17 protein-coding genes are annotated in these 17,238 nt (G+C 53.5%); 6 read left to right on the top strand and 11 right to left on the bottom strand.

Going from position 1 to position 17,238, the window contains the following annotated elements; genetic code table 11:
- Nucleotides 1-69: 69 nt before the first annotated feature.
- The 4 genes from WHS88_09090 to queA all read right to left on the bottom strand — a co-directional run bounded on the left by WHS88_09090 (nucleotide 70) and on the right by queA (nucleotide 4,438).
- Entirely contained in the window at nucleotides 70-585 is a 516-nt protein-coding gene (locus tag WHS88_09090) for a hypothetical protein (GenBank protein ID MEJ5260330.1), read from the bottom strand.
- 91 nt (nucleotides 586-676) lie between these two features.
- Entirely contained in the window at nucleotides 677-1,972 is a 1,296-nt protein-coding gene (gene eno, locus WHS88_09085) for a phosphopyruvate hydratase (protein ID MEJ5260329.1), read from the bottom strand.
- Between the two features lie 380 nt (nucleotides 1,973-2,352).
- Nucleotides 2,353-3,357, bottom strand: coding sequence for an alpha/beta hydrolase (locus tag WHS88_09080; protein ID MEJ5260328.1), 1,005 nt, complete (start codon nucleotides 3,355-3,357; stop codon nucleotides 2,353-2,355).
- 13 nt (nucleotides 3,358-3,370) lie between these two features.
- Nucleotides 3,371-4,438 (bottom strand): tRNA preQ1(34) S-adenosylmethionine ribosyltransferase-isomerase QueA, encoded by a 1,068-nt coding sequence (gene queA / locus WHS88_09075; protein ID MEJ5260327.1) that lies wholly within the window; start codon nucleotides 4,436-4,438, stop codon nucleotides 3,371-3,373.
- Nucleotides 4,439-4,601: 163 nt separating this feature from the next.
- Between queA and WHS88_09070 the strand changes: the two genes are divergently transcribed.
- Both WHS88_09070 and WHS88_09065 read left to right on the top strand, forming a co-directional pair.
- The gene (locus WHS88_09070) at nucleotides 4,602-4,799 is read left to right on the top strand and encodes a hypothetical protein (GenBank protein MEJ5260326.1); all 198 of its coding nucleotides are present in this window, start codon (nucleotides 4,602-4,604) and stop codon (nucleotides 4,797-4,799) included.
- Nucleotides 4,800-5,150: 351 nt separating this feature from the next.
- The gene (locus WHS88_09065; protein ID MEJ5260325.1) at nucleotides 5,151-5,579 is read left to right on the top strand and encodes a hypothetical protein; all 429 of its coding nucleotides are present in this window, start codon (nucleotides 5,151-5,153) and stop codon (nucleotides 5,577-5,579) included.
- Nucleotides 5,580-5,996: 417 nt separating this feature from the next.
- Here the strand turns inward: WHS88_09065 and WHS88_09060 are convergent, their stop codons facing one another.
- From WHS88_09060 to WHS88_09030, 7 genes are all read right to left on the bottom strand, one after another.
- On the bottom strand, nucleotides 5,997-6,575 hold the full coding sequence (locus tag WHS88_09060; protein MEJ5260324.1) for a hypothetical protein: 579 nt from the start codon (nucleotides 6,573-6,575) through the stop codon (nucleotides 5,997-5,999).
- Nucleotides 6,576-6,658: 83 nt separating this feature from the next.
- Nucleotides 6,659-7,492, bottom strand: coding sequence for a cysteine peptidase family C39 domain-containing protein (locus WHS88_09055; protein MEJ5260323.1), 834 nt, complete (start codon nucleotides 7,490-7,492; stop codon nucleotides 6,659-6,661).
- 184 nt (nucleotides 7,493-7,676) lie between these two features.
- A complete protein-coding gene (locus WHS88_09050; GenBank protein ID MEJ5260322.1) occupies nucleotides 7,677-8,027 on the bottom strand; it encodes a hypothetical protein in 351 nt (116 codons plus the stop codon).
- 504 nt (nucleotides 8,028-8,531) lie between these two features.
- On the bottom strand, nucleotides 8,532-9,932 hold the full coding sequence (locus tag WHS88_09045) for a hypothetical protein (GenBank protein MEJ5260321.1): 1,401 nt from the start codon (nucleotides 9,930-9,932) through the stop codon (nucleotides 8,532-8,534).
- 178 nt (nucleotides 9,933-10,110) lie between these two features.
- Nucleotides 10,111-11,082, bottom strand: coding sequence for an HD domain-containing protein (locus tag WHS88_09040; protein ID MEJ5260320.1), 972 nt, complete (start codon nucleotides 11,080-11,082; stop codon nucleotides 10,111-10,113).
- 106 nt (nucleotides 11,083-11,188) lie between these two features.
- On the bottom strand, nucleotides 11,189-11,464 hold the full coding sequence (gene rpsT, locus WHS88_09035) for a 30S ribosomal protein S20 (protein MEJ5260319.1): 276 nt from the start codon (nucleotides 11,462-11,464) through the stop codon (nucleotides 11,189-11,191).
- Nucleotides 11,465-11,526: 62 nt separating this feature from the next.
- Nucleotides 11,527-12,939 carry a tetratricopeptide repeat protein gene (locus tag WHS88_09030; protein ID MEJ5260318.1) on the bottom strand — a complete coding sequence of 471 codons (1,413 nt, stop codon included), beginning with the start codon at nucleotides 12,937-12,939 and terminating at the stop codon, nucleotides 11,527-11,529.
- Nucleotides 12,940-13,088: 149 nt separating this feature from the next.
- Between WHS88_09030 and glyA the strand changes: the two genes are divergently transcribed.
- From glyA to rsxC, 4 genes are all read left to right on the top strand, one after another.
- Nucleotides 13,089-14,336, top strand: coding sequence for a serine hydroxymethyltransferase (glyA, locus tag WHS88_09025; GenBank protein ID MEJ5260317.1), 1,248 nt, complete (start codon nucleotides 13,089-13,091; stop codon nucleotides 14,334-14,336).
- Between the two features lie 68 nt (nucleotides 14,337-14,404).
- The gene (locus WHS88_09020; protein MEJ5260316.1) at nucleotides 14,405-15,460 is read left to right on the top strand and encodes a Gfo/Idh/MocA family oxidoreductase; all 1,056 of its coding nucleotides are present in this window, start codon (nucleotides 14,405-14,407) and stop codon (nucleotides 15,458-15,460) included.
- 98 nt (nucleotides 15,461-15,558) lie between these two features.
- Nucleotides 15,559-15,894, top strand: a complete 336-nt coding sequence (locus tag WHS88_09015) for a hypothetical protein (GenBank protein ID MEJ5260315.1) — start codon at nucleotides 15,559-15,561, stop codon at nucleotides 15,892-15,894.
- Nucleotides 15,866-17,236 carry an electron transport complex subunit RsxC gene (rsxC, locus tag WHS88_09010; GenBank protein ID MEJ5260314.1) on the top strand — a complete coding sequence of 457 codons (1,371 nt, stop codon included), beginning with the start codon at nucleotides 15,866-15,868 and terminating at the stop codon, nucleotides 17,234-17,236. Before WHS88_09015 ends, rsxC begins: the two co-directional genes overlap by 29 nt.
- Nucleotides 17,237-17,238 lie beyond the last annotated feature (2 nt).

Genomic DNA, 17,238 nt, shown 5'->3' with positions numbered 1-17,238 from the left:
AAAGGTTCCTATTTTCATAAATGCAGATAAAACAGAGCCGCATTCCCCTGAACACTGCGAGCAATTGGTTCAGTTAAAATGCCTGCCGAAGGAATCGTCGGATTCCGGGGTGCTTCCAAAGAAAAGGAATGTGACAAGAACCAGGCCGCAGCCGGCCAGAAAGAGAGACAGGCGAATTCGGGGCTGAATGCATCGTTCAAACCATGCCGGCAGCGGGGCTTGTTCGGGTTTGGAATCAATCTCCTCCAGGACGGCTTTGGCGGTTTCCTGCAGATTTCTGTCAAATGTCGGTACCGTTGCGGCATCCCCGCTCCCGGACCGGTAAGCCATTCCGAATGTAACCAATTCAAGCCGGCGGAGGAGATTCGGCTCCTGATGAATCAGGTCGATCTGCATCTGGTACTTTTCCGTCAGCTCCGCCAGCCGCCTGTTTTCCTCCTCCAGCTGAGCGAGGGCCTGGCGGTTGCGGAAATAGGTGCTCAATTCCGGTTCCAGAAGAATGGAAAATGTGACGGTGCCGGCCCCGATGGTGAAAAACACGCAAAAAAAGAGAAAACGAATTATCAGATTGATTCGAGTCGGCATAGAAATTCTATCGGTTCTGGACCGCCGAAAGACTAAAAAAACAGAGACCCTTGGCAAACCAAGGGCCTCTGTTGTCATTTTTTCGGTCTGGCTATGACACGTAGCGGAAAATCTCGCCGCCGTACCGGGCGCTGGTTCCCAGCTCCTCGTGAATCCGCAGCAGCTGGTTGTATTTGCAGATTCGGTCGGTTCGGCAGGGGGCCCCGGTCTTAATCTGCCCCACACCGGTAGCCACAGCCAGGTCTGCAATGGTTGAGTCTTCCGTCTCGCCGCTGCGATGGCTGATGACGGCCGTATAGCCGTTCCGCTGGGCCAGCTGAATGGCCTCAATCGTCTCGGTCAGGGTGCCGATCTGGTTGACCTTGATGAGAATCGAGTTGGCACAGCCCTTTTCAATTCCCATCGCCAGCCGTTTGGTGTTGGTGACAAACAGGTCATCGCCGACCAGCTGGCATTTTTGGCCGACCTTTTCCGTCAAATAGGCCCAGCCTTCCCAGTCGTCTTCGGCCAGTCCGTCTTCCAGACTGACGATTGGATATTTGCGAATCCATTCCGCCCAATAATCCGCCAGCGCCTTGCCGCTGATTTCTTTCTTCGGGTCGGACTTAAAGAAGCAGTATTTTTTCGTTTTGCCCGTCCACATTTCCGACGTAGCCGGGTCCAGCGCGATAAAGACTTCCTTGCCGATTTTGTATCCGGCCTTCTTGACCGCCGCCAGAATTACTTCAATGGCTTCTTCATTGCTCTTGAGCGACGGAGCAAAGCCGCCTTCATCACCCACCGCCGTATTATAGCCGCGGCTCTTGAGAACTCCCTTGAGGCAGTGGTAAATCTCGGCGCACATCTGAAGAGCCGTCGGGAAGTCCTTGGCGCCGATGGGCATCACCATAAACTCCTGGAAGTCCACGTTGTTGTCGGCGTGCTTGCCGCCGTTGAGGATGTTCATCATCGGCACCGGCAGCAGGTTGGCGTTGCAGCCGCCGATGTATTTATACAGCGGCAGCCCGCACGAGGCGGCGGCGGCCTTGGCGGCAGCCAGTGAAACACCCAGAATCGCGTTGGCGCCCAGTTTGGCCTTGTTCGGCGTGCCGTCCAGCTCACAAAGGAACTTATCCAGTTCTTCCTGAGCCGTGGCGTCCATTCCGAGGATTTCCGGGGCAATTACCTCGTTGACGTTCTTGACGGCCTTTAAAACGCCCTTGCCCAGATACCGTTTGGACTTGACGTCCCGCAGTTCCACCGCTTCATGAGCCCCTGTGCTGGCCCCGCTCGGCACGGCTGCCCGCCCCAAAGACCCGTCTTCCAGAAGAATATCCACTTCAACGGTCGGATTGCCTCTGGAGTCGAGGATTTCTCGGGCGGTTACATCTACAATAGTGGTAAACATACAATTTCCCTTTCGATTTCCGGCCGCATTCTGCGGCTTTGATGATATTGGACGTTGTCGCTTGTGCACGGACTTTCAACAGGTCCAAACTGTATCCGATGAAACTGGATGCGTCAAGAAGTGTTTTAGGAGAAAATCGGACGCAAAATATCAGAATCCCCCGCACACCATAAAAAAACCTTCGGCAGAAATTCTCCTGCCGAAGGTCCCGCCAAAATAAGCCAAACCTCCCTTGGCTCACCGTCCATATTATATATCGCACTTTTCTGGGTTTTTCGCAATAAGGAAAAATCCCTATTTTTGAAAATTATTTTCCCCATCGGCATCTACGGAACAGACCATCTGGACCGCCCGGCAGGCAAAACTGTATCTTCTTTTTTTTACAAAGAGTTATCGTTCAACTTCTTCGAGGCCGACGCGGCAGGTTTTTTGAGTTGTTCCAGCCATTCCGTCCAAAGCGTTTGATATGTTTGTAAATCCTGAAGAAACCCTTCATTGTGGCTGCCGGAAATTTTGGAAAACTGTTTGGGAGGGTTGGCGTTTTCGAAGATTTTTTGTCCGAGTTCAAACGGGACAATTTCGTCATCCGGGCTGTGAATGACCAGGATGGGAATGTGAACCTTTCGCACGGCCTGGACTGTATCAAACCGAAACCGGGCAAACCAGCGGACCGGAAACCACGGATAATAGTGCCGACCGATATCGACAATCGAGCTGAATGTACTTTCGATAACCAAACCGGCCGGCTGCGGCCCCGTCTGTTCGGCCAGTCGCGCCGCCAGATTGGCGGCGACCGAACCGCCCAGCGAGCGTCCGAACAAAATGATGTTTTCCGGCGGAATCCGGCGCATCTCCGTAAGCCATTTCCAGCAGGCCGCTGCATCCCGATACATTCCTTCTTCCGAAGGACGGCCGCCGCTGCGTCCATACCCGCGGTAGTCAAAAATCAGACAATTCAGCCCCAGGTCTCGAAAGAGCAGCAGCGAATCAAGCCGATGGCTGATATTGCCCGCATTGCCGTGACAGAAAAGAATGGTATAAGAAGCGTTTGGGGCAGGCACGAACCATGCGTCCAGTTCAATCCCGTCCTCTGTGTGAATCCTGACGGGTTCATAGGCCAGCCCGACCTCTTCGGGACGCCAGTCGTGCTCCCGCGTCGGATAAAAGACAAGCCGCGGCTGAAACATCCAAAGCATCAGAGCCAGGCCGACATAGACGGCCGCGGCAACGCTCAATACAGATATCAGAACACTCATCCATCGGCCCTTCCGAAAACGCTGATACAGAAAGAAAAGATACAGCCCCGCCGCGGCCAGCAGAAGAACAAAGCGGACGGGCGGCTGTCCGGCGGCGGTCTGGTTCAGCAAAAATCTCAGACTTGTCATGTGCGATTCCTTTTTACAGAATCAGCATGGCATCGCCGTAGGAGTAAAAACGATAACGCTGACGCACAGCGTGGCGATAGGTGTCCAGAATCGTTTCCAGGCCGGCGAAAGCGGCGACGAGGGCCAGCAGAGTCGAGCGAGGCAGGTGAAAGTTCGTAATCATCGCATCGACAATTTTGAAGGAATACCCCGGCCTAATGAATAAATCGGTCCGTCCGGAGGCCGCACGGACCTGTCTGTTTTCCGCAGCGGTTTCGAGGGTCCGCACCGAGGTCGTGCCGACGGCGATAATGCGTCTGCCTTCTTTGGCTGCCGCATTGATAATTTCGGCCGCCTGCGGGCTGATTTCATACCGCTCGCTGTGCATTGTGTGCTCTTCGAGATTGTCGGTCTGAATGGGGCGAAAGGTCCCGATCCCGACATGAAGCGTCAGATACGCTGTGCGGACTCCCATTGTTTCCAGGCGGGCCAGAAGGGTTTTGTCAAAATGAAGCCCGGCGGTCGGTGCGGCCACGGCTCCCGGCCTGCGGGCATAGACCGTCTGGTAGCGGGCCAGGTCTTCTTCGGGGTGTTCGGGGACGGCGGGCCGTTTGATATAAGGCGGAAGGGGAGCCGTGCCGATGACCTCCAGAATCGTTTCCGCACCCGCCCGCAGAGTCGGACGGATGACCCATTGCCCTTCGGGAAGTTTTTCGAGAACCTCGAAATCCTGCCACAGCCGTCCCCGGCGGTCCAGAAAGGTCAGCCGAGCCCCCGTTTTAATTTTCCGGGCGTTTTTCAGCAGGACTTTCCAGCATCCGTCTGCGGTCTCTTCCAGAAACAGCCCCTCCAGCAGTCCGCCGGTAGCTTTGCGGCAGAAAAAGCGGGCGGGCAGCACTTTGGTATCATTGAGCACCAGACAATCACCCGGCCGAAGGTAGTCAGGCAGGTCGGTAAAATGGCGGTCTTCAAGCCGTCCGTCGGCACGGTGCAGGACCAGCAGCCGTGACTGCGGCCGCCGCTCGGACGGCTTTTGGGCAATCAGCTCTTCCGGTAAATCGTAATCAAACAAGTCGGTTCTCATCGGCCCAGAAGGTATCATCTCCGGGGGCAATAGACAACGTTTTTTTCATCCGAAACACCTGTAGCGTTTGTAGGGACGGCTCCGGTCGAAAAACCCCTTTTTTCTTCCGTCTGCATGATTATTCCGCCTGCCTGAAAACACGATACATCCAAAGGATGTTCAAAACCCGGAGTGATGCAAAATGAGTGTGCAAATTACGTATGAAAGTATTTGTTCGGAGGTGTCTTCCTTAAGCCGTCAGGATCTGAAAGATCGGCTGCTGAATTTCAAGGGCCGCCTGAAACTGGATTTTACCGAGCCGTATCTGGACAGTCTCTCAGATGACAAACTGCGGCATATTCTTCTGGCGGTTTATTTAACGGAGTACGGAATTTCTTAACGGCGGCGGGGGACATCGCCGGAACAGGGGGCGCATAAAAAAAGGCAGATACAATCGTATCTGCCTGGGCAAGACGTGGGTTTCAATAAATAGAACAAGCTTATTTACTCAAATCCGTCTTGACCCGCTGAATAGGGTATTAAAGAAAAAGAGCATTAATCTACAATTACTATATCGGCCGCCGGAGCATTTTGCAAGAAAAATTCCTCCTTAATTTTAAAAATTAAATTAGTTCAGGACATACCTGCTCTTTTTTTAAAAATGTTTTTTCTTTTTTTCTTGAATTGCGGCAAAGCCCGTATATACTGGATATATATAGTCTTATACTGGTTTTTTTGAAAGGACTCACTTATGAAACAATTTCTGATTTTCACAGCGGCGGTTGTTCTGGCGGTTTGGGGCTGCTCAAAGAAAGAATCATCATCGGCCTCAGCACCTTCCGGGGCTGCAACAACCAAAGCGGCGGGGATTGATTTGACCTCCTCCATCGAGCAGCTCAAAGAAGCCGCTGCCAAAATGGACCTGGCTTCCCTCGAAAAGACAGCCCAGAAGTATGTGGACGAAATCACATCCAAGCAAGCTCAGCTGGAAAAACTGATGGAAAAGTTTGCCGCCATCCCGCTGGCGCAGAAGGCAGGCAGCGAGGCCCAGGCCATTCAGAAAGACATCCTCAACCTCACCAATGCCGTCAGCGACTTGACAGCCCGGCTGAATGTTTATGTGCAGTACATTGCCGAAAAGGGCGGGGATATTTCGAAATTTAAGCTCGGCGATAAATAGGGTTAAAAAAAAGAAAACATCAGGAAATCCTGATTTCCTGATGTTTTCCGGAGGGGAGAAAACTCTTGCTTTTAGTGTTTCGGCTATGGGTTTAATTTTTCTTTAATAAACCCGCCGCCGGAAATCATTCTCTGTCCTAAAAAATCTCACTCCGCAGAAAACAGTAAAAAATTTTGTAAAAAGTAGGGATTTTATAGGACGATGTCAAGAAAAATTTCCAATAAAAAAGAAAATATTACCGGATTTTGAGCCAACTTTTCCGGAAGATGTCTCGGATTTGTTCCGTGAATCGGACGCCGATTCGTTGTGCAGAATCCTTAAAAGAGCTTTTTGGAGTATCGACAGGCGGGGTTTTCGTGCCGAGGAACAGTCCTGTGACCAACCCGAAAAACCGTTGTTTAAGGGAATATTTGGGATTCATCGAACGAGTGCCTTTTTCGCCGCTTCCAAAAGCGCCTGCCCGCGAAAAGCAACAGACCGGCTGTTAAAGAGCTGTGTTCGTTCCAGAACGACAGGGTTCTGTCGGTAATACAGTTCCACCTGTCCGACGCCGCCTGCCGCCGGTCCGGCGGTTCTGTAATCACAATCCAGCAGCCATCGGCTGAATTCCTCCTCATATTCCGCCGGATAAATCAGGGCTGTAAGATATTGTTCGGACGGCAGTTGTGCCAAATGGAGTTTGGCCCGGGCGGGGGGCTCAATCTGTCCGGCACAAGCGGCCAGACGGCTGTAGTCCTGGCGGGCGTTTTCTTCATCGGCGGCGTAAAAAAACATCCCGGATTCCAGCTGAAAGACTTCCCGGCGAACGCCCCGAATTTCCAGGGTCCCGTCCGGAAAGGCCCGGTGAATCTTATAAATCGTAATATGGGCGTACTGTTCGCTTTCGAGCAGTTCGGCCACTTCTTCGGCCAGGAAACCGACTCCGCTGTGGTCCCCGAAATCGACAATATATAACCCGCTGTACCGCTGGGGATTATCCATTTTCGGCAGTTTCATTGCTTTTCTCCGCGCAAAGTTTGTCGGGTATTATACCAGTGAAGCGGGCGGTTGGAAAGCGGCGGATGAGAAAACCGAATGAATCAGAGGTCTGCCCGGGGACTTTCCGGACGGGCCAGAACCAGGGCGGTTTTTCGCCAGGAGGCCTCGAACGTCCGCCTCGGCAGCGAGCACAGCCCATTGCTCGGGTCGGCAAACACGACGGTTTCCGGCGTAATGTCGAGGACCGCAACGCAGTGGTCCAGCCAGAACGTCTGGCGGAGAACCGCCAGAATGACCTGTCCGTCGGGCAGGTCGTCCAGCGATTCTGTGCGGACATAGCGGCACAGCAATTGTTCGGGGCCAAAGAGTTTTTGCAGTCCCTGACAGAGGTCCCACATTCCGGTTCCAACGGCGGGGATGGTACCCGCGGCCACAGCGATTTGGTATTCGGTGGCCTCCAGCCCCAATGTTTTCAGGGCAGTTACGGCGGCGGCCGGGCCGCAGGTAAAAGAGGTGGACTGCCGGCAGACCCCGTTTTCATCCAGGTAAACCGGCATCCGGCGAAGGCGATGACTGTACAGCGGGGGGACAAGAAACGGCAGACCGAGGAAAATCAGCAGAAACACCATCAGCATAGACAGTGTAAAAGTCTTTTTCCATGGTCGGTTCAGGTGGGGAATCGGGCCCAGAAGCCCATAACACAAGGCAAAACCGATCAGAAGAAACTTATTTCGGGAGCCGGCGACCCAGTCAAGCCCGCTGTAGGTGGTGTTCAGATGTACCAGATGGGCCGTCAGGACAAATGCGAGCCATGCGATTGCCGCCAATCCTCCCCAAACGGCCCGCTGATAGGTGCGGGCAAAATAAAAGCGGCCCAGAGACAGGGCAGCTGCCGCGGTGATGACTACAACAAGGGCCTGCATCCATAGTATCATTTTGACGGGACCTTATAAGGGTTTCTTACTCTATTATACCTGCACAAAACAGATGAGCAAAGACGGCAGCGCAGATGCTGGGGGACCGGCAAACTTCAAGAGCGCAAACAAGGCTCTGCCGTGCTCATGCACCGGATTTTATCGGACCTCTGTCCGAGAAAAGGATGAAACGGATAAAAAATTTTTAATGTATCAGGAGAGATTCCCCCCAGAGATTCAGAATGCCGGCCAGGACGGATATGAAGGCGGCCAGCCGCAGAATCGAGGGGGCCAGCCGTCGGATATAGAAGAGGATGATTAGACCGGCCAGGAATTTAAAGAGAAAGGCAAACAGCAGCGGGCCCGCCACAGGGCCGTAGATAATCGAACCCCAGCGAACCAGGGGGTGCAGTTCCAGCTCCACGCCCCCCCGATGCATAAAATGAATGGTGCTGATGGTGTCAAAAAAGATTGCCAGGCCGTACAGCAGAAGCAGACTGCGGTGCCGAACGATGAGTTCTGTCGGTGAATAATCAGAATAAGATTCTGTATTCATGACATATCCCCTCTGTATTCTGTCGAATACAAAATATCTGCTTTTTCTTTTTTACGAAACAGACACTGTATTAGACGATTCAAAGACCGTGAGCATTTCAGAAAAAATGGATAAACCGGAGCAAAGGAGAAAAAGGGAAACCGTTCTTATTAACCACGGATTTCGCAGATTGGGGAAGGGACAAATTCAGAATAAAGGACAGCTTCCAGCAACCGGAAACCAGCGTCCAGCGGATGGAAGGCAACAGTCATCAGTTATCAGTGACCAGTTATCAGAAAAAAGGGGAGAGGCGTTTCTTTTCTCTGGGTTTTGTGTTTGCGGTTAATGGGTAGTGAAGGAGGATGATCAGAACCCTCGGGAGAAGCAAAAGGTTCAAGGAATAGAAGCCGGTGGAGGATTTCCTTCAATCGGCCGACTTTAAAACAGGGAGTGAATTGGATGCCGGATGCGTGTTATTGAAAAAAACGGCAGCTATCCCTGTTTTTTGTAATAGTTATTATTTTATTATTGCAGAAATTTTTCCTTGAAAACGGTATATATTTTCTGGGCCATCTGCTTGTCCCCATTTTCGTTTAAATGGCACAGATCAATAAAAAGAGGTTCTTTGCGATCCGAGAGGCTGCCGCTCAAATCAACAAAGTTTTTTAACTTTTTCTGACGCATCAGTTCGTAAGTATATAGATACAGCATTTTTCTTTTTTCGTTTTTAAGATTTACAGGATCCCGGAAGTCGGAGTCTTTCTCTATCAAAGGACCTTCCGTAAAAATTACCGGCTGCCATATGCATAAATATTGAAAACCAAAACCAACCGAGAGGCAATCGAGCAAAGAATATGATTTTAAGTAATTTTCAGCAATTTGCTCTGCAAACTCCCTGGCCGCTGTTTCATCTTTAGGAAAGTCGGAAGTCACTGCGTTGTCAATCCGACGGGTAATCTCCTGAAGCAATGAACCGATAGCGGAATATTTATAAAAACCCTCCTCTATTCCGATTAAGAAATGTTCAAGGGGGGATGGATAACGATAAGCCACTTTCTGCCGAATTTGCTCTTCTTCTTTGGTTGAGCCGGCTTTCCTTGTGTGATAGGCCTGTGTGACTTCATTGACACCGTCATAAAAAATGACATAGTCAGGCCGTTTTCCCTCCCGGAGCAGGAGAAGAAGCTTCACAATTTCCTGCTGTATAGTGTACCCAAACTGCCCATAATTGTATACATAATAGCGCCCCGAAGGATTCTGATTTATTAGCTGGGAGAATACGGATGGAATGGTGCGTTCGTCACGAGAACCGTATCCAAAAAGGGCGGAGCCGCCGAACATAAAGATTACAATTGAATTAGGCTCCGGCGGGGATGATGGATTCCAGGTTTTTCTGCAGGCGTCTTCGTTTACATTAATATGCATCCCATGAAAATTTTTTCTGGTTACATTAACATAAGGCGCAAATTCTATACTTTTTCCGTATGCAGTCAGTTCCTCCGTAAATTGTCGGGCCCACTCCTGGTCCTGATAGTACGGGAGAAGGTAGATGGGTTTCATCTGGTTGGGATTATTCAGGGAAGCAAAGGGGACAAACCAACTGACCAGATGCAGTGTTCCCTCAACAAAAAGAATCATCAAAAACAAAAGGACAACGGAGAAATAAGCCCGCTTGACATCTTTGGAGGTACGGCTTCGGTAGAATAAAAAGCCAAAAAAAAGAAAAACAATTTGAAAGAATCCAATCAGAATTTTATTTGATGCTTTCAGACTGTCTCCGATGTAGGAAGGAAACAGCCATTCCAAAAGCCATGGATTGAAGACAATACCGAAGACAATCAAACTGATTCCTAAATATTGCGCCGCCCCCTTTTTTTTGAGAGCCTTCTCGTTTTGACTGTTTTCTGCCATTGTTTTGGTCTCCATAAGATTAGGCTGCTTCACAATGATATTGAAGAAACCCGACTGATACAATCATTTTGCATGAGAGTCAAGATTCGTTTTCTGGGCCCCCAAGGGGTGCTTCCAGTCCTCAAAAGGGGATGGAGAAGGATGAACTCGATTGTTGTGTTTTTTTCCTGCCGTTGGGGGGAAAGAGAGCGGTTCATTCCGTTTCGAGGACGCGGTTGCGGTAGAGTTTGGTTTCGAGGGATTTCTGGTAGGAGGTCCAGTTTCCCTCGCCCGGGTCGTTTTCAATCAGCGTGGTGGTCTGATTCATCTTGGCGTCGAGGTTGTCGATGTAGTGGACCATAAAGGCCTCCGGCGTGGCGGGTACCTTGACCGCTCCAAACTCCGGCAGGCCGTGATGGCTGATGACGATGTGCAGCAGGTTGTCCAGAATCTCCTGGGGGACGGGTTTTCCCTCCTGGGCCAGTTTGTCGGCCTTCTGGGCAATCATCTGGCAGCCCTGAATAATGTGCCCCAAAAGCTGTCCCTGGTCGGTATAGCCGATGCTCACCTTGTAGGACAGCTCCTGTGTTTTGGCGATGTCGTGGAGAAAGACGGCCGCAATGACCAAATCCTTCTGAATCTTCGGATACATCGGAAAAACGGCCTTGGCAACCTTGAGCATGTTGAGCGTGTGCTCGAGCAGCCCGCCCAGGTAATTGTGGTGCATCTGCATCGCCGCCGGTGCTGTGCAGAACTGCTTCATCAGCTCCGTATCCTTCACAAAGGCCGATACGAGATTGCGCAGCGGCTCGTTCTCGATTTGGGCCAGAATGCCGAGCATTTCTTTGTACATCTGGGCGACGTCTTTTTCCGTGCGGGGCATATAGTCGGCCGGATTGACCTTCGACGGGTCCACCGGCTGGATGTCATTGATGACGATTTGCAGGGCCCCCTGATAGAGTTCACTTTTGCCGCGGATGTGGACATACCCTTCCGGGGGAATCTGCTGATAGATTTCCTCGGTGGCCTGCCACATTCGGCTGTTGAGCTTGCCGGTCTTGTCGGACAGGAACATGGCGATATAAAGGTCGCCGCGTGTGGTGTTGCGGAGGATGGGCTGGCTGACCAGGTAGATGTCGTTGATTTGCTGGTTGGGCTGGATGTCTTTGATAAACAGATGCGCCATACGTTTTCTCCCCGCAGCCGTGAGCTTTGCCGCCTGCGATAAAAAAGGCCGTCGCAGCGGACGGCCTCTGGGTTTCCGTCAGAGCAGGGTCTTCGGTGCCGACGGTTCAGCCGGCCTTCACCTGCATCTGATTGAGCCGGCGGGCCATGCGCGACTTGATGCGGGCCGCCGTATTTTTATGCATCGTGCTGGTGGAGGCCACTTTGTCCAGCTTGCGCACCAGCGCCTTAAACTCCTGCTGAGCAGTTTCCGTATTTCCAGCCGTTACGGCCGCCAGAAACTTCTTAGTCTGGGTCTTAATTGCACTCTTGCGAGCCCGGTTAATGGCCCGCCGCTTGGCGTTTTGACGAACACGCTTCTTGGCAGATAACGAATGTGCCACGTTTGTCTCCTGAAAACTGTTTTCCTGTCCGCCGGCCTGCCTTCAGACCGGCCCCTAAAGAATCAGCCATTATGGCCTTTGGAACGCAGTTTGTCAATACGCTGGCTGACATCTTTAAAGCTGTAATCGGTCTGGGCCAGTTTCCGGTAGATTTCGAGGGCTTTGTCGGTTTGGCCGGCGGCTTCATAAGCCCTTGCCAGATTGTACCTTATGTCTTTTGCAAGGGCGGTTTCATGCGGCGGGCACTGCTGGAGGGCCTCCTGAAAGAGGTCAATCGCATCTTCAAACCAGCCCTTCAGAAGAAAGCAGAGCCCTGCTTTGTCGAGGGCGGCCGGACGCAGACGCGGATTTTGCTGGGCCTCCTGAAAGAAGGGGATGGCCTCATCATAGCGGTGGTTTTTGAGGAGGCATCGGCCGTATTCGTATTTGACCTGATAGTCGGTCGGGTAGTTTTCCTGACATTCTTTGTAGTGTTCCAGTTCGGTTTTATCCAGAAGTGCCGTAAGGGCTTGAAAGCGGCTTTTGAGACCCTCATCGTCCGGTTTTTCCTGCAGTTGGCGGTGAAGCTGGCGGATTTGGTCTTTGAGACGCCGGATTTGAAGTTCCCCGAGTTTCCTTTTGAATGTGAAATCACGGGTTTTTTCGTAACTGTTTTGGAGGAGACTGACGACTTCGGCCCAGCTTTCCTCTGTATCCAAATCGGCCAGGCTCTGGGCAAGCTGGAGAATATTGGTAACGCTCGGCTCTTGTTTGACCAGTTTTCTGGCCTCGAGGACGGCTTTTTGTTTGTATTCTGCGCTTTTGACGGCCTGTTCCTGGCTATGGAGCCGGTCCTGAAGTTCTTTGTTTTTTATGGAGCTGCGGAAGTCGGCGGCTTTTCCGTACTTGCCTTCTTCCATTGTCATCCGTGCACAGAGGTCACGGAATTCATCGCGGAGGACGTCATCATTTGGTTTCAATTCGAGGGCGTGCTGGCAGGCGGCGACGGCTTTGCTGTAAAGGCCCATTTGGGCATAGGAGTCTTTCAGGAGAAGATAGGTCGCCAAAGAGGGTTTGCTGCTGGCCCGATTGGCATCGAAAATCAGCTGGGCAATCCACTCGGCGGTTCGATGATAACCTCCGGCCACACAGGCCTTTAGCATATCTTCGGCGTAGGCAAGACAGTCCGGGTCTTTGGCCAGAAGATATTCGGCGTTGAGCATTTGTTCGAGCGGGTTTTTTTTGGGGGCCAGCCGTTTGGCTTTCTCGATAATGGACGGCTTTTTTCCGCCTTTGGCCTGCCGAATGAGGGCCAGGCGGCGCAGGGGGGCATGTCCATCCTCCAGCGCATCCGGACAGAGCCGAAGCCCCTCCAGATAGAGGTCGATGGCATAATCGAAGTTGTCTGCGCTGGCCACCTCTTCCGCCCGGTTAAAGAAGGCCCGGGCCTTTTCGAGGTTGCGCTCAAACTGGTCTTCCTGCGGCTCGATGGACATTCTCCCGATTGAATCTATCGATTTTCTGTTTTTTTGTATGGTAGCCGCGGCGGGGGCATTTTGTCAAGAAGTTCCGGCTTGTCGAGGGGTTGCGGATGTGGTATAAAACCCTTTTCTAAAAAAACGGATATTTCATTTGGAGTTTGAGAATGGGTTCATCATTGGAACGAACGGATCATCAGATTTACGAACTGATATGCGGGGAAGAAGCCCGGCAGGCCGGTTCGATTCGGCTGATTCCTTCGGAAAATTATGTCTCCAAGGCAGTTCGAGAGGCCACCGGCAGCTGTCTGACCAATAAATATTCGGAGGGGTATCCGACCAAGCGGTATTATGAAGGTCAGCAGTTTACAGACCAGATTGAGATGCTGGCCTGTCGGCGTGCGATGGAGCTGTTCGGGGCCGAAGGGGCGAATGTCCAGCCGCATTCCGGTTCGGAGGCGAATCTGGCGGCCTACGGGGCGCTGGCGGAACCGGGCGATACGATTATGGGGCTGGCGCTGCCGCACGGCGGGCATCTGACGCACGGCTGGAAGGTCAGTTATACGGGCAAGTTTTTCAAGTCGGTTCAGTATGAGCTGGACCCGGCCACCGGACGGCTGGATTATGACCGGATTGAACAGCTGGCCAGGGAGCATCGTCCGAAGATTCTGATTTCCGGCTCGAGTGCGTATCCGCGTCAGATTGATTTTGCTCAGTTTGACCGGATAGCCAAGGCGGTCGGGGCCTATCACATCTGTGATATGGCTCATATTGCCGGTCTGGTGGCCGGAGGGGTTCATATGAGCCCGATTCCGTATGCGGATGTGGTGACAACCACGACGCACAAGACGCTTCGGGGCCCTCGCGGCGGGATGATACTGTTCAAACAGCAGCATGCGGCGGCGGTCAACAAGTCGGTCTTTCCCGGTCTGCAGGGCGGACCGCATATGCATACCATTTCCGCTGTGGCGGTGGCTCTGAAAGAGGCGGCGCTGCCTTCGTTTCAGGAATACGCCCGGCAAATCGTTAAAAACGCCAAACGGCTGGCCGAACGGCTGCTGGAGTACGGATTTAACCTGGTGTCCGGCGGCACGGATAATCATTTGATTCTGATTGATTTGCGGAACAAAGGTCTGGCGGGCAAGCCGCTGGCCAAGGCCCTGGACCGGGCCCATATTGAGTGCAATTACAATTCCGTGCCGGGGGATACGGCGCCGCCGTTCAATCCGAGCGGCCTGCGTCTGGGGACGCCGGCGACGACCACGCGCGGAATGAAAGAAGAGCAGATGGACCAGATTGCGCTGTGGATTAAGACCGTGGCGGAAAATCTGGACAACGAGTCGGTGATTGAAAAAGTCGGGCGAGAAGTCCGGGATTTGTGCCGGCAGTTTCCAGTGCCCGAAGTCTTTGTATAAATTTGCGGGTCTGACCGAATCGGGACTCCGGAAGGCAGGGAAGGCCGCAGGAACATGGGACAGAGCCGATGAATGAACGTCCGCTGAAAATCGCTGCGTTCGGTCTGACGAAGGAGATAGAGACGCTGCTGGAGTGTGCCTTTGCGCTGAAGGACAGTTTTGCGGTGTGCGGTGTAGCGGATTTGGACCCGGAACGGGCAGGGGCGGCGGCGCGGCGGTTTGAATGCACGGCGTATGATGATGTCCGGCGGATGCTGGTTCAGACGGGACCGAAGATTTTTCTGGCGGGGGGGCCTACGTACCAGTGTGCGGAATGGATTTCGCTGGCGATTGAAAAGCAGTGTACAGTGTTTAAGACGGCTCCGGCCGGACTTTCGTTTGAACAGGCCTCCGAGTGGATTCGAACGGCGTACCGACAGGGACGGCATTTTGTGGTTATTGAACCGCAGCGGTTTCATCCGCTGCTGCAGATTTTCGGAGAGGCCGCCGATCGGGAGGATGTTAATTACTGGCATTTGATTTCCCTGGTCTGCCGGGTGCCGCAGGACCTTTCGGAGCCGCAGGACCGATGGCGGTTTGACCCGTCGCTGGCCGGCGGGGGCGTTCTGATTCAGAATACCTACTGGCTACTGGACTGTCTGCTGCTTCATTTCGGCCTGCCGCAGCAGGTGTATATGCAGCGGTGCAGTCAGGCGCCGGACCGTCAGCAGCGGCTGAGCACCACGGAGGATACGGCGGCGGCGGTGATGCGGTTTTCGGATTCGCTGATTGCGGAGATTTCGGCCAGCCGCACGCTCGGACCGCCTGCGGAGTATCTGCGGGTATGCGGGAAGGAGCGTTTTGTTACACTGGAGCGTGAGCAGCTGACGGTTTGCGGGCATGACGGTCGGGTTCTGGAGCGGCGGCGGATTTGTGCAGAGCCGTCGGCGTGGGCGCGGGGATTCTGGGAGATGTATCTGGGGCATCTGGAAAATCCCCAGCGGCTGCTGTTTCCGCCGCCGGAGACGGATTTGCGGACGATGGCGGTTCTGGAGGCGGCGTATCTGTCGTCCAAAACGGGAATGCCGGAATCTCCTTCGCGGATTCTGGAGGTCGGCGGATTCAAGCCGGACGGTTTGTGGTAGGTTCCGGCGGGGTTCGGCGGGCTGAAATTTTTTCTTGCGGCAGGCAGTGGACAAGGGTATATAAGAATCCTTTATAGTATTTTCGGAAAGATACAGCGATGGATGAAGCGTGCCGCCGCTGCGGTTTGCAAAGAGACTGCCAATCTGTTTATGAAGCCCTCGGGAAGGCAAAGGGGCCGTCGGTTGTTTGGAAGTCCATTTTGATTTTTTTGGCTCCGCTAATTGTTTTTGCGGTTTCTGCGGCGGGGCTGGACATCTGGATGAAAGGTCAAATCGAGGACCCGCCGCTTCGTACGGCGGCGGTTTTTCTGCTGTCGGCGGTTTTCGGGATTTTGACGGCGGCGGCGGTTCGGCTGGCCGTTCCGAGCTGGACAAAACGCTGCATCGGTTCCGGGAAAAAACAAGATGAATTTCACGGGGAAAAAGACATTTAAGGGCGGAGTTCATCCGCTGGAGAATAAGCATTATACGGAGTCCTGTCCGATTGAGGCGGTTCCGACACCGCGTCAGCTTGTTCTGCCGCTGGTTCAGCACATCGGAGCGCCGTGCAAGCCGCTGGTTCAAAAGAAGCAGGCTGTTGCGTTCGGAGAGCCGATCGGCCGTTCGGATGCATATGTCTCGGCGCCGATTCATTCGCCGGTCAACGGCGTGGTGAAGGACATTGCGCTGGCCTCGCATCCGGTTATCGGGCGGACGATGGCGGTATATCTGGAGGTCAACCCGGAGGACAACCCGCCGCGGCAGCCGCAGCCGGAACGGTTTGGGGAGGAGTTTGACCCCGGCTCCTTTTCACCGGAGCAGATTTGCAATGCGATTCAGGAAGCGGGGCTGGTGGGGATGGGCGGGGCCGGTTTTCCGACCCGCGTTAAGGTCGAGCCGAATCCGGCGATGCCCAAGCATACGCTGATTATCAACGGCTGCGAGTGCGAACCGTATATCACCTGCGATTACCGGATTATGCTCGAGTGGACCCGGCAGATTCTGGCGGGGATTCGCCTGGCGGCCCGCGCCGCCGGCTGTCAGACGGTCCGGATTGGGATTGAGGACAACAAGCCGGAAGCGGTGAAGGCCTTTGAGCAGGTCTTGTCGCGCTGCCGATGTTCGGAAGATATTCAGATTGTTGTGCTGAAGACCAAATATCCGCAGGGCGGGGAACGGCAGCTGATTCGGGCCGTTCTGGACAAGCAGGTTCCCACCGGCGGGATTCCGCCGCAAATCGGGGTGTGCGTGCTGAATGTGGCGACCTGTGCAGCGATTGCCGAGGCGGTGGTTTTTCAAAAGCCGCTGACGCACCGGGTGGTAACGGTGACGGGACGGGCGGTTGCGCGTCCGGGCAATTATTATGTGCCGATTGGGATGAGCGTACAGGACCTGCTGGCGCACTGCGGGGGCCTGACGGAGCGGGCGGCCAAGGTGGTTTTGGGCGGGCCGATGATGGGCTTTGCGATTGCGGATATGAGCACGCCTCTGACCAAAACCTGCGGGGCGCTGACGGTGCTGACGCGGGAGGATGTGACGGAGGCCCAGTATGTCCGTCAGCAGACGGCGTGTATTCGCTGCGGCCGATGTCTGATGGTTTGTCCGGAAGGACTCAATCCGACCCGGATTGCGCATGCCGTCAAGCATTTCCGGATGGACCGGGCCGAGCAGTATTATCTGAGCGCCTGCATCGAATGCGGCAGCTGCAGTTATGTCTGTCCGGCGCATATTGAACTGTCGGGGTATATCAAAACGGGCAAACTGCTGAAGGCCCGGGAAAAGAAGCGGCTGGGATAGAA

The organism is Anaerohalosphaeraceae bacterium, from assembly GCA_037479115.1.
In the GTDB taxonomy this organism is placed as follows: domain Bacteria; phylum Planctomycetota; class Phycisphaerae; order Sedimentisphaerales; family Anaerohalosphaeraceae; genus JAHDQI01.
This window is presented reverse-complemented; position numbering and strand designations above follow the sequence as displayed.